This window comes from Acidobacteriota bacterium (assembly GCA_009691245.1).
In the GTDB taxonomy this organism is placed as follows: domain Bacteria; phylum Acidobacteriota; class Terriglobia; order 2-12-FULL-54-10; family 2-12-FULL-54-10; genus SHUM01.
The window spans coordinates 1-11,043 of record SHUM01000083.1; the positions used below are offsets into that span (position 1 = coordinate 1).

The following is an 11,043-nucleotide window of genomic DNA, read 5'->3' on the forward strand; positions in this document are numbered from 1 at the left end:
GGCGGCGAATGAATGATGCGCCCTCGCGGAGGTCGCGGCCAGCACGCCCGCGACGGCCAGAGCGCCGAATTTTGTGGACATGACGAGCCTCTGAACACCGACCACACTAACATAGTCGTGCATTTCCATTCCACGCGCCCGGCGCCCCGTCGCGCCCCGTCCCCTCAGGATCTCCTCCGGATCCCGCCCTCGGGTCAGGCACCGCGGGCTGCGGGGTGACCGTCCGCGTGGTACCCTCAACGAAGGCCGTCTTGCGAGCTTGAACCTGCGGCGGCCAACAGATTCGAAAGGAAGAATCGATCAATACATCGAGGGATACATATGCGAAGAAACATTACTGCTCTTTCCAGCCTGCTCCTGTTGGGATCGTCGCTGGCGATCGCGCAACAGCCGCCGGCCAATCAACAAAAGGCCCCGCCGCCACCCATGAGTTTCTTCATCACCAGCGTGGGCAAGGGCGATGGCGCGAACCTCGGCGGCTTGGCCGGCGCGGATCAGCACTGCCAGAATCTGGCCGCGGCCGCGGGCGCGGGCAACCGCACGTGGCGCGCGTACCTTAGCACGCAAGGCCCCGGCGCCGTGAATGCGCGCGACCGCATCGGCACGGGACCGTGGTTCAACGCCCGCGGCCCGGCCGTCGCGCAGAACGTCGGCCATCTGCACGGCGATACGCTGGAACAAGCGCGCTTGGGCAACACCCTGACGCGCGTGACGGCTATCGACGAAAAAGGCAATCCCGTGAACGGAGTGGGCGCCACGCCGAATATGCACGACATGCTGACCGGTTCGCAGCCCGACGGGCGCGCCTTTACCGACGCCATGGATCACACTTGCAACAACTGGACCAGCAACGGCGCGGGCACTGCCCAGTTGGGGCACCATGACCGCACCGGCGGATCCAACATGTCCTGGAATGCCGTGCATCCCAGCCGCAGTTGCAGCCAGCCGGACCTGGTCGCTACTGGCGGCGCGGGGCTGTTTTATTGTTTCGCGATCGACGCGCCGCGGTAGTAACGAACCTGAGCGCAGTTATCGAAGGGGCCACCCGAACAGGGCGGCCCTTTTCTTATTAGCGCCGCAATGAGCGGGGATGCCGGCCGGCGCTATCGTTTTCCGAAGGTCACCAGATACTGCGAATCCGTGATGCGGTCGATCTTCGAAAGCATACGGAAGCCGTTGCTTTCCACTTCACGGATGAGTTCGGCTTGATCGAAGCGCAGGTGATCGGGCCGGTCGGCCTTGTGGAACTCGACGATGGCCAGATGCCCGTCCTTCTTCAACCCACGCGCCAGTGCGGCCAGCACTTTGGCGGGCTGCTCCATGTGATGGTAGGCGTCCAGAACCAGCGCCACGTCCACCGCGCCCGGCGGGAGGTTAGGATCGTCCGCCGCGCCCAGCACGGCGGTCACGTTGGTGAGCTTCGCGGCAGCGATTCTGGCCTTTGCGCCGTCCAGAAAATCGGTTTGAATGTCCTCGGCGATGACCTTGCCGGAAGGACCCACGGCCGTGCTGAGGAAGGGCAGCATGTAGCCGACGCCCGTGCCGATATCGGCGGCGGTCATGCCGGGCTTCAGTTGCAGAGCCGCAACGATGGCTTCAGGCTTCTGCGTTCGATCACGCTCCGGATTCGCCAGCCGCTTGGCCACTGTAGCCCGGCCTTCCTTGGTGCGATAGTCTTTGTTGACGTCCGGGGCGGCGTTGCCGCCGGCTTGGGCCAACGCGGATGCCGCGAGAATCAGAATTGCGCAGAGAAATCGCATGATGGAGTCACGTCTTTCAGTCGGTGAGTTCATCATAAAGATTGTAACCCTCCGGGATTGTAACCCGCCGGGATTGCAGCACACCGGCCACGGAGCGTGCGCACCGGCGCCTGGCAGGGCTTTAGTTTTCAGGCTTCCGGATCGCTATTCAGACTCGGAACCGCCACTTGCCGCCGGCAGCTTGAGATATTGCTTCTTGCCGTAGTTGACCTCTTCGGCTTCAAACGTTTCCACGCCAAGGCGCGCGATCTCAAAACGGTTATTATCGGCTCGAATCACGAACTTGCTCTCACGCAGAAACCATAGAGCGAACTCCAGGTGCTCCAAGGGGCAGCCGAGCATTTCGCAAAAATCGCGCACTTTCATAAACGGGGAATGCGGCTCGGCCAAGCGCTTGGCGTAGAGGAGCCGCAGAATGCCTTTGCGCTTACGGAGTTCGGCCTGCACGCCCTGCGTGCTCTGGAGTGAATCGAAAATCTTGTAGCGGGTCTTGTCCGACTGCGCCAGTTTCACGTCGTGCGCGGCGCGTTTTTCAGGCTCGCATAAGATGGCGTTCGCCTCCACCACCTGGCGGAATTTGTCGTCGTTGCCGGTCTCCTTATTATCGGGGTGGTAGCGCTGGGCCAATACATGAAATACGCGCCGGATTGTATCGGTGTCCGCAGCGCGGCTGACTTGCAGGATCTCATAATAATCGACGTCTTCGTCGTCGGACGAAGCCGCGGAAGCTGCTTGCTCCTGCTCCGCGTCAGGCTCCAGTTCGGCGTGATACTTCCCAATACCGGCTAGCCGGCAGGAGCGGACCCGGTACTTGCCACGCAGGGGCAGGATACCGTCGGGCGTTTCCACTTCACCCGCGACGCCTACCTGCACGCCCGATCTTACAGCGGTGGTGAGCAGAATTTTGAGGACTCCGTCCACCTGGGAAATGAGGCTGCCGCGCAGCCGCGACGACGGGCCGGCGCCGGCATCCAGGATCACTGTGATCTGGGAGATGGGATGTGGAATCTGGATGGGCTGAGCTTCAGCAGGCGCTATTGACACGATTTCTCCATTAAGGCTTAAGATCGGCCGATTCAGTGAAAATCGTAGCCAGCAGGACGCATTTAATACCGCGTAAGGTATTCAGTTTAGAGCCACACCACCGGTTAGCGGCCGCCGCCTAATGCGAAGAACATATCCCGATCAACTTGGACCTTTTCATCGGCGAGCCATCCGGATTCGATTCTCGCCCCGGCGGAGATCAACAGCGCCACCACCTGGTGATGCTGTGCGCGACTGCCGGGTGGCGCGTGATAACTGCCGTGGAGCGCCCATCCTACCGGTGATGAGTTGTGCGTTGTGTCCTTGCGATTGACATCAGCGCCTTTCTCAATGAGGCGCGCCACCAGCCGCGTGAGTCCAAGACAAGCGGCCCAGTGCAGCGGGGTCGCTCCGAAAAGGCCTTCCCCATCGGGGTGGGCCCCTGCTTCCAGAAGCCGCAGACCGACGGACTCCGCGCCGAGACTGGCCGCTCCGATGAGTGGCGTCTCGCCATTCGAGGCTTGGGGGTTGACGTCCGCTCCCGCTTCGAGTAGCGCTTCGATGAGCGGCATCTCTGTGCCCGGCTCGAGCGTACCCGCCAACAGCATGTCCGATACGTAATGCAGCGGATGTGCGTGGATTCCCGCCTGCGCGCCCCACTCGATGAGATGGTTGGCCCGCGCCGGGTCCGCGGCAAGCAACTCACGTAAGCCGGTCGCGTCACCGCGCTGGATGGCTGGCTTGATGTCCATGCAGTCCCTTGCCGTGATCCGGCGTCTCTAATGTCCGGAGGAGTGCAGGGCGGACGACGGGGGCACTAGCCCCTGCATGCGCAGGTAGGTGGTGATGGTGCCGTAATCCTCGGCGTCATGAACGTTGTTGTACATGAAGGCGTGGGTCCGCATGCCTTCGACGAGGCCGCTCGACGAGCCTCCCACCTTGGGCGCGATTTCCAGCAACCACGCCTCCGAGGCGGCGGCGAGGACGCGGTCGCAGTATGCCACCGAGTCCTTTAGGGCTTTCACGATGCCAGCTTTGGCGATGCCCGCGCGAAGGTCCGGCGCCGCCTGGCGTGCAACACCCGAAGGTACGCCGGCTTGATTGCAAAAGGAATAGTGCGATACAGCCGCATGGATCAGCTGCTCGCCGAAGTTGCGGACATCGGGCGTCGGGCGAAAGGCATAACCGGGCTCCGGCATCATCTCAGCCGCCATCGTCAGGTAATTGGCGTTCACGTCAAAGGATCGCTGGACGACGGCGCCGAGAGGGCGATTTTTGAATGTCTCCAGACGCGCTTGTTCCCGCGCCGCCGATTGATCGTAGCGGGCGGCGAGCGCCTCGCTCATCTTTATCTGCTCCGGCGTCAAACTCGGGACCAGGCCGGATTGCGGGGCGCCGAGCTGTTGCCAGGCATCTATCAGAACCGGCTTAACGATCGCGGTGAACAATTCATAGGCCGGTGGATGGAAATGGAGACCATCGGGGCGATACAGGTCCATCCGCGGCTCACCGTGCGCATCGAAGATGACGGGATTCAAATCCAGGTAACGCAAATGGGGCGTGGTGGACGCCAGCGCCAGCATTTCCGCATTGACGGCATCCACCACGCTCCACCGCGCGCGCTTGTCGGGCGACTTGTTGATGGCGACGAAGTATACCCGCGTGCCGGGCAGGGCGGCATGCGCGCGCTGGACGAAGGCTTTGATGCGCGCGGCGATGGCCGGGGCCGACTCCCCCGCGTTCACGTCGTTACTGCCCGTGTAGTAGACGATGATCCGCGGACGATACGGCAGGACGATCTGATCCATGTAGTGGAGCACTTCCCACGTTCGAGCCCCCCCGAACGCGCGGTTGAATACAGGAAGCGGCGCCATCTGATCCTTCAGGTTGGCCCACTGCCGGAAGATGCTGCTGCCGATGAAGAGAATCCCCTGCTGAGGCGGCGGAGAGGTTCGGTCGCTTTCAAGGAACGCCTTGATCTGGTCGGCAAAGCCCACTGGGCGCGCGGTCTGACTCTCCTGCGCCGCAGCGGGGCAGACCATGAGAAGGGCGAGCATGGCGACGGTTGTCGCGATGGTCCCGATTCTCCGCTTCTGTATCATGCTCTTGTGCTCCTTCCTGATGTGCTCACGAGTTGCTGCGAAGCCGGCTATTAGTCTAGCATCCAGACAGTCCGGCCATTCCTACGGTGTGCTCCGCATTGAGGTCAGTGGCGTCTTACGCGCCTGGCAATCTCCCCGATTACGTAAATGGCGGGAACGATAAAGATCCATTCGATGGGATAGCGATAGCGGCGGTCCACTTGGATCACGTAGTAGATCAATGGGTAGGAGAGCAAGAAGATATTGACCAGCCGTAACGCCGGTCCGGCGGGCATCCGCCAGATTCCCACCAGCCCAATCAGCGTGATGAGCGTGGTTGCCAGCGTCGATTTCCACCTGTGGCTGGGATACAGCCAGAACTTCCAGAAGCGCTCGAACGTAAGATTCGCGAATTGGTTGGGGTGCTCTGCCACCCAACCCAGTCCGGCCCTGAGCTCTTCACGGTTGTACGTTACTTCCCCTTTGGATTGCACCGCAAGGGCGGCGGCGACGTTCTGACTCGGATGGAAGCGCGTGATGAATCCGTTCGATACATTGTCTTCCATTAACGCGGATGACTCAGGCCGGTTCGATAGATGAAACTCGAGGCCGAAATTTGAGCGCAAGGCAACCACACCATGCAGCTGATTCCAGTTCCGCGCCATCCAGGGGACTTGCAGGATTCCAAACACGAGTACCGTGACGAGCACGGATTGGATGCGCCGGAAGGCCACGATTTCGTACAAGAGAATCGCCGCGAAGACCACCCCTGATATGGGTGATATGTAGGTCGCGACGCTCCAGTAGAATCCCGTGAGCAATGACCACCGCATCCTAGGCCGGAGATCGCGCCAACTTCGTAGCGTATGCAGAAACAGAAGCAGAAGCGCGAGCGCCAGATAAGGCTGCTCCCACGATGCTTCGCCGGTTTCCGCGAAACTCTTGTAAGGGGCTAGAGCGGAAATCAATCCAGCCGCGGTGCCGGCCCAAGGTGGAAGCCGCAGCGCGTCTCCAATCCGGGGAAGCAAAGCGTACTGCAACGAGCTCACGATCCCGCTTACCGCCCGTTTGGCTTGTTCGCCCTGGAGGCCCACGCCGAAGACCATGTAGATCAGACTGAGAAAGGCCGTATATCCAGGAGCCACGTGCGCGGTGGAACCGGTGGAGATCGCGTAGGGATCGGCGAATGTTCCATGCAACGCTAGCGACTTCGCCACCTTCTCCAATTCGTCATAACCGCTACCCGGTGGCGGAATGGTAGTGAAGACCTGTGTGATGCGGACGATAGCCGCCACGGCAAAGATCGTCCAAAACGAATGTTTTTGGATCGCAGCAAGAAACGCAGCGGCAGGCATTAGAGGGCTCTCGAGTTCCCCGCGAGGCGTGAGAGGGCGCGATCTTCCTCGTGTTCACGGGAGCTGTTGCAAACCACAGACTTCCATTATGCTGCAACTGAGCCGTGGTGGCAGGGTCGGAACGCGGCTCTTAGCGCCGGGAAGATCTGGATGGTACGATGGACCGAAAGGCGATGAACGACATGGGCGCGCTGCCGCTCCTACGGTCTCTGGCGCATCGCCTGGCAACTCATTGCAGGGCCCTTAGCACAGCGGTTAGTGCAGCGGACTCATAATCCGTTGGTCGATGGTTCGAATCCATCAGGGCCCACCAAATCTTTCAATCATTTGCGTGTCAGTTCGGCTTTGCGTCAGGGGCATTGACAGCCAGATTGACAGCCACCGATGGCCTCTTTTTTTCGCTACCCTATTCGTCCCTCAAGCCCCACTCCAACCTGCCGGTAACGCCAACGCCCAGATCCGCCGCAGAATCGCCGCGAACACCCGGCGCGTCAGATGGCCCTCCGCCAACAGAAGCCAGTAGTGCCGGGCGTGCTCCACCAACCTCCCGCCCGTCTTCACCAGCCGTTGCTGCAAGCTGGTCAGTGACCAGCGGTCGATTTTCTTCGGCAACAGCAGCCGCCGCCATGGGTTCCCCAGGTTGTAGGCCAACAAGCTCGACTGCAAGCGCACTTCGTTGGCCCGGAAGTCCATCCTCTACCTGCAAACGCCCTTCGACGAACAAGGCGGCGATTTCTCGCCGGACGGCCGCTGGATGGCGTACCAATCTAACGAATCCGGCCAATTCCAGATCTACGTTCAAGCGATTCCGGCGAGTGGCGCAAAGGTGCCAGATCTCGACCAACCGCGGAATCCAGGTGAGTTGGCCAGAGATGGCAAGCAATTGTACATTGATGGCCGTGCCGGTCGCGTTCGGTACAAGCGTCCAGATCGGTACGCCGCGCGAGTCGTTCGCGGTTGCCGGCATGGCCGGGGCCGGCACCCGCTTCGGCTTCGGCGCGCCGAACGCCGCCACACGCGATGGCCAGCGTTTCCTGCTCAACTTAACCGTCTTGGAAATATTCCAACTATTTGGGACTCCTGATGTTTCCTCGCAGCTAAGAAAACTGGTGCCTTATTGCACGTTCTGGTCGTAACGTGCTGTATCCACGCGATAACCTTTTCTGGAATCTCGATTGCACACGCAAGACCTTTTGAAGGTACGCTGACCGCTGAGGCGCGTTCCGGGTAGAGCCGGAGTTTCCAAAGCGACGTAAGGGAATCTCTCGATGAAGGTCTTGGTCACGGGCGGGTGCGGATTCCTGGGTCCGCACATTTGCGAATCTTTCCTGGCCGAAGGCGCCGACGTCATCGCTTACGACAACATGACCAAGTATGAACTGCTTCGTACCGGGTTCGGAAGCGACGCCGTGCGAGATCACAACGCGAACGCTCTCCGCGCGATGGGCGTCCAAGTGGTGGTGGGCGACGTACGCGATCAGGCGCAATTGCTCGACTACAGTTCGGGATGCAACTTCAGCGCGCACACTGCCGCGCAACCGGCAATGACGATCAGCTGGGAGAATCCTGAACTCGATTTCACCACCAACGCTGGCGGAACGGTCAACGTTTTGATGGCCGCGCGCGGGCACAACGTGCCGGTGGCTTCCTGCTCCTCCGTTCATGTATACGGCCCGTGGATTAATGACACGTTGGAGGAAATGGAAACCCGTTTCGTCCGGAACCCCGTGGCCATTAAGGAAACCGATCCGATCATGAACAGCGGGAAGTCGGGAAGGCTCTCACCGGTGCACGCCTCTAAGTCGTGCGGGGAATTCTATACCACCGCGTTTGCCGATATGTACGGCGTCAAGGCGGCCGCTTTCCGATTTACGGGAATATATGGCTCCAGGCAGTTAGGCGGCGAGGATCACGGATGGGTGGCGAATTTTGCGCTCCGTAATTTCCTGGGCTGGCCCTTGACGGTTTACGGCACCGGGAAACAACTGCGGGACATCCTGTATGCCAGTGACGCGGCGGCAGCTTTCGTGGCTTACCAGAAAAATCCGGTGCCCGGTACGTACAATATCGGGGGCGGACCGCCTCACATGACTTCCCTCCTGGAATGTATCCAGCTAATCGACCGACTCGGCGGGCGCGCATCCGAAGTGCGCTTCGGACCCGTGAGGGAAGGCGATCTCGCCTACTTCGTCTGCGATATCGAGCGTGCGCGGAACGCGTTTGGTTGGCAACCGCGCGTGAAACCGGAAGAAGGAGTAGGGATGTTAATGCAGTGGATCGAAGACTGTGGCGCCCTGTTCCGAGAGTCCGCACCAGCGGCGGCTGCGCGCTAAGGGAGTATCTCATGAAGGCATTGGTATTGGCGGGCGGCCGCGGGAATCGCTTGGATGACAGAACCGCAGAAGCCAACAAGTGCATGTTGCGGTTGTTTGACAGACCCTTGGTGCAATACAGCCTGGAGAATGCCATCCAGATCGGAGCCGACCAAATTGTCATCGTCGTCGGCTATCGCGCCGAAGACATCATCAACTACTTTGGAACTGTTTTCGACGGCGTTCCGGTGCGTTACGTGATCCAGAACGAGCGGAAAGGCTTGGTTCATGCCATCGCCTGCGCGCAAAAACAGATCGGCGGCTCCGACTTCGTCTTGTTTCTGGCGGACGAAGTGCTATCGCATCCCCACCACCAGGACATGGCGCGCCGATTCTATGCGGAAGATTTGTTCGCTGTGTGCGGTGTTGTCCGCACGCAGGATCGTTCACAGATCCGCAAGACGTACACCCTGCTCGGAGACCATGCCACTCAGCAGATCTACCGGCTTGTGGAGAAGCCAAACACGCCGATCAATGACATCATGGGTACCGGCAACTGCATCCTGCGCGCTGGCATTTTCGACTACATCGAGCGCACTCCCATCAACGCGACACGAGGCGAGAAGGAGCTGCCCGACCTGATCCAATGCGCCATTGATGAGGGGAAAGTAGTCAAGTATTACAACATCGGTGACGGATACGTGAACATCAATACGAAAGACGACATCGAAATCGCCCAACACATTTACGAAACGGCGGTTGTCAGCGTCTAAATGCCGCCCGTCTTGGTAGTCATTCCCGCTTATAACGAAGCCGGCACCATCGAGGAGGTGGTGCGGCGGACGCATCCCCATGCGGATGTTTGCGTGGTGGACGACTGCTCAACGGACCGGACGGCTGAGATCCTCGCAGTCCTCGAAGGCATTCACGTGATCCGGCACCATAAAAATACCCATATCGCCGGCGCAGTGCTGGACGGCATGCGTTACGCGCTTGCCTCCGGATATGAATACATGGTGGCCATGGACGCGGGCCTTTCGCATAACCCGGATGAACTCCCGCGTTTCATCGAAGCGGAACATGCCGACCTGGTGATTGGAACGCGGAACCGTGAGGGAGAAAAAGACAAACCCGTGTACCGTAGGTTCCTCAGCATGGCCGGAAGCATGCTGATGAACCTGATTTTGTGGGTCCCTCGACGGGACGGACCCCGCTGGATTCACGATTGTACTTCGGGATACCGGCGATATTCGCGCCGGGCCATGCATTTGCTCACTACCACGCCCATGCAATGCCGCTCTTTCGATTTTCTGCTGGAGACATTGGTGATCGCGGTGCGCTCCGGATGCTCGGTGCGCGAAGTGCCGATCTCCTACCGCTTCACCAATTCGTGTCTGAACCACCGTATTGTCATGGAAGCTTTGAAAACCTGGTGGCGGCTGTCCCGACGTCCAGGGAAGGCGAAGCGCACGGAATCTCCGTGGGCGAAAGCTGGTGAGCAAGTGGCTGTTGACAAGAAAGAATACTTACCATGACCGCCGCGCACCCCACCGCAGCCAGCGGTCTGCCAGCGGGGACCGGCGAAACGCACCGCGCCGGCAGCAATTCTCTGGCGCGCCAGGTGAATGCCCTCGCTTGGGTCACGTTGGCCGCGATTGGTGGTATCACCGCAGTTTCGCCGTTCCTGGCGGCTCGAACTTTCTTGCTCCGAGTGCCGGATAGTCAAAAGAACTGCGGCTGGTGCGGACGCCTGGAGGTGGAAGCCTTCACGCCGGGCTTAATGGCATCCGCCTACTTGTTGTCGCTTCTATTGTGCACCGGAACGTTTCTGGTACTACTCATGTTGTTGCGGCGTAATCAAAGTGTATTGACGCCCGGCATTGTACGTTCCATTTACGGATGGGCGTTCGCCTTCGGGTTAGCCGCGCTCTTGGCCATGCCCATCCTTGTCAACGATTTGTGGTTTTCGATTGCCTGGGGGAGACTTGGCGCGAGTGGCGTAAATCCCTATCACTCGGATCTGACCGCTCAAGCACTCCGCGAGTTGCCGTTCGGAAGGAGTACCATCAGCCGGAGTCCCTACGGTCCAACCTGGACGGCCATTTCATCGGCGCTGGCGTGGCTTGCGCATGGGAAGGTGTGGGCTGAATTCCTGCTGTTCAAGCTCCTTTTGGGAATGGCTTGGTTTGGGTCATTAGCACAGTTGCGAGCCCTGCTCGCAACTGAAGGTTTATGGCTCCAGGCGGTTGGTGCTGCTGTTCTCGGTTGGCTCCCACTGAGCGTTCTGCAAGCGGTCTCAGAAGGTCACAATGACATCGTCATGGTTTTTCTCATGCTGAGCGCACTGAGGGCTGTACAGCGTAATGGAGATTGCCCGGAACGTCGTTGAAAGTTAGCGACCCTCGACCTTCATACATTACGCGACCTTTACCTGTTTGGCAATCGGTTTCTTAGAAACGATATTTGCCATCGACGACAACAGCATAGGAATCTGGCGATGGCCAATGACTTT

General features: G+C 59.8%; 12 protein-coding genes and 1 tRNA gene. 7 read left to right on the forward strand and 6 right to left on the reverse strand.

What is annotated here, in order from left to right:
* The first annotated feature begins 321 nt into the window (after nt 1-321).
* Complete coding sequence (locus EXQ56_14075; GenBank protein MSO21551.1) at nt 322-1,011, forward strand: lectin; 690 nt, start codon at nt 322-324, stop codon at nt 1,009-1,011.
* A 92-nt stretch (nt 1,012-1,103) separates the two neighbouring features.
* Here EXQ56_14075 and EXQ56_14080 read toward each other — a convergent pair whose 3' ends face one another.
* The 5 genes from EXQ56_14080 to EXQ56_14100 form a co-directional block, all read right to left on the reverse strand.
* Nucleotides 1,104-1,796: a methyltransferase domain-containing protein gene (locus EXQ56_14080; GenBank protein MSO21552.1), complete on the reverse strand. Its 693-nt coding sequence runs from the start codon at nt 1,794-1,796 to the stop codon at nt 1,104-1,106.
* 108 nt (nt 1,797-1,904) lie between these two features.
* Nucleotides 1,905-2,885: a hypothetical protein gene (locus EXQ56_14085; protein MSO21553.1), complete on the reverse strand. Its 981-nt coding sequence runs from the start codon at nt 2,883-2,885 to the stop codon at nt 1,905-1,907.
* 23 nt (nt 2,886-2,908) lie between these two features.
* Nucleotides 2,909-3,535, reverse strand: a complete 627-nt coding sequence (locus EXQ56_14090) for an ankyrin repeat domain-containing protein (protein MSO21554.1) — start codon at nt 3,533-3,535, stop codon at nt 2,909-2,911.
* Nucleotides 3,536-3,562: 27 nt separating this feature from the next.
* Nucleotides 3,563-4,885 (reverse strand): hypothetical protein, encoded by a 1,323-nt coding sequence (locus tag EXQ56_14095; protein MSO21555.1) that lies wholly within the window; start codon nt 4,883-4,885, stop codon nt 3,563-3,565.
* A 104-nt stretch (nt 4,886-4,989) separates the two neighbouring features.
* The gene (locus EXQ56_14100) at nt 4,990-6,219 is read right to left on the reverse strand and encodes a hypothetical protein (GenBank protein MSO21556.1); all 1,230 of its coding nucleotides are present in this window, start codon (nt 6,217-6,219) and stop codon (nt 4,990-4,992) included.
* Between the two features lie 237 nt (nt 6,220-6,456).
* Between EXQ56_14100 and EXQ56_14105 the strand changes: the two genes are divergently transcribed.
* Nucleotides 6,457-6,532: transfer RNA gene (locus EXQ56_14105), tRNA-Met, on the forward strand.
* 104 nt (nt 6,533-6,636) lie between these two features.
* Here the strand turns inward: EXQ56_14105 and EXQ56_14110 are convergent.
* Nucleotides 6,637-6,912 carry a hypothetical protein gene (locus EXQ56_14110; GenBank protein ID MSO21557.1) on the reverse strand — a complete coding sequence of 92 codons (276 nt, stop codon included), beginning with the start codon at nt 6,910-6,912 and terminating at the stop codon, nt 6,637-6,639.
* Here EXQ56_14110 and EXQ56_14115 point away from each other — a divergent pair.
* The 5 genes from EXQ56_14115 (at nt 6,896) to EXQ56_14135 (ending at nt 10,920) form a co-directional block, all read left to right on the forward strand.
* Nucleotides 6,896-7,303, forward strand: a complete 408-nt coding sequence (locus EXQ56_14115) for a hypothetical protein (protein ID MSO21558.1) — start codon at nt 6,896-6,898, stop codon at nt 7,301-7,303. The two genes, EXQ56_14110 and EXQ56_14115, sit on opposite strands and share 17 nt — an antisense overlap.
* Before the next feature lie 184 nt (nt 7,304-7,487).
* The gene (locus tag EXQ56_14120) at nt 7,488-8,552 is read left to right on the forward strand and encodes an NAD-dependent epimerase/dehydratase family protein (GenBank protein MSO21559.1); all 1,065 of its coding nucleotides are present in this window, start codon (nt 7,488-7,490) and stop codon (nt 8,550-8,552) included.
* An 11-nt stretch (nt 8,553-8,563) separates the two neighbouring features.
* Entirely contained in the window at nt 8,564-9,304 is a 741-nt protein-coding gene (locus EXQ56_14125) for a nucleotidyltransferase family protein (GenBank protein ID MSO21560.1), read from the forward strand.
* The gene (locus EXQ56_14130) at nt 9,305-10,066 is read left to right on the forward strand and encodes a glycosyltransferase family 2 protein (protein ID MSO21561.1); all 762 of its coding nucleotides are present in this window, start codon (nt 9,305-9,307) and stop codon (nt 10,064-10,066) included.
* The gene (locus tag EXQ56_14135) at nt 10,063-10,920 is read left to right on the forward strand and encodes a hypothetical protein (protein ID MSO21562.1); all 858 of its coding nucleotides are present in this window, start codon (nt 10,063-10,065) and stop codon (nt 10,918-10,920) included. The genes EXQ56_14130 and EXQ56_14135 overlap by 4 nt, the downstream gene beginning before the upstream one ends.
* Nucleotides 10,921-11,043 lie beyond the last annotated feature (123 nt).

What these genes read in the sequence shown, in the direction of transcription:
- EXQ56_14075 (MSO21551.1), top strand. Translation starts at nt 322, where the DNA reads ATGCGAAGAAACATTACTGCTCTTTCCAGCCTGCTCCTGTTGGGATCG.
- EXQ56_14080 (MSO21552.1), bottom strand. Translation starts at nt 1,796, where the DNA reads ATGATGAACTCACCGACTGAAAGACGTGACTCCATCATGCGATTTCTC.
- EXQ56_14090 (MSO21554.1), bottom strand. Translation starts at nt 3,535, where the DNA reads ATGGACATCAAGCCAGCCATCCAGCGCGGTGACGCGACCGGCTTACGT.
- EXQ56_14095 (MSO21555.1), bottom strand. Translation starts at nt 4,885, where the DNA reads ATGATACAGAAGCGGAGAATCGGGACCATCGCGACAACCGTCGCCATG.
- EXQ56_14100 (MSO21556.1), bottom strand. Translation starts at nt 6,219, where the DNA reads ATGCCTGCCGCTGCGTTTCTTGCTGCGATCCAAAAACATTCGTTTTGG.
- EXQ56_14110 (MSO21557.1), bottom strand. Translation starts at nt 6,912, where the DNA reads ATGGACTTCCGGGCCAACGAAGTGCGCTTGCAGTCGAGCTTGTTGGCC.
- EXQ56_14120 (MSO21559.1), top strand. Translation starts at nt 7,488, where the DNA reads ATGAAGGTCTTGGTCACGGGCGGGTGCGGATTCCTGGGTCCGCACATT.
- EXQ56_14125 (MSO21560.1), top strand. Translation starts at nt 8,564, where the DNA reads ATGAAGGCATTGGTATTGGCGGGCGGCCGCGGGAATCGCTTGGATGAC.
- EXQ56_14130 (MSO21561.1), top strand. Translation starts at nt 9,305, where the DNA reads ATGCCGCCCGTCTTGGTAGTCATTCCCGCTTATAACGAAGCCGGCACC.
- EXQ56_14135 (MSO21562.1), top strand. Translation starts at nt 10,063, where the DNA reads ATGACCGCCGCGCACCCCACCGCAGCCAGCGGTCTGCCAGCGGGGACC.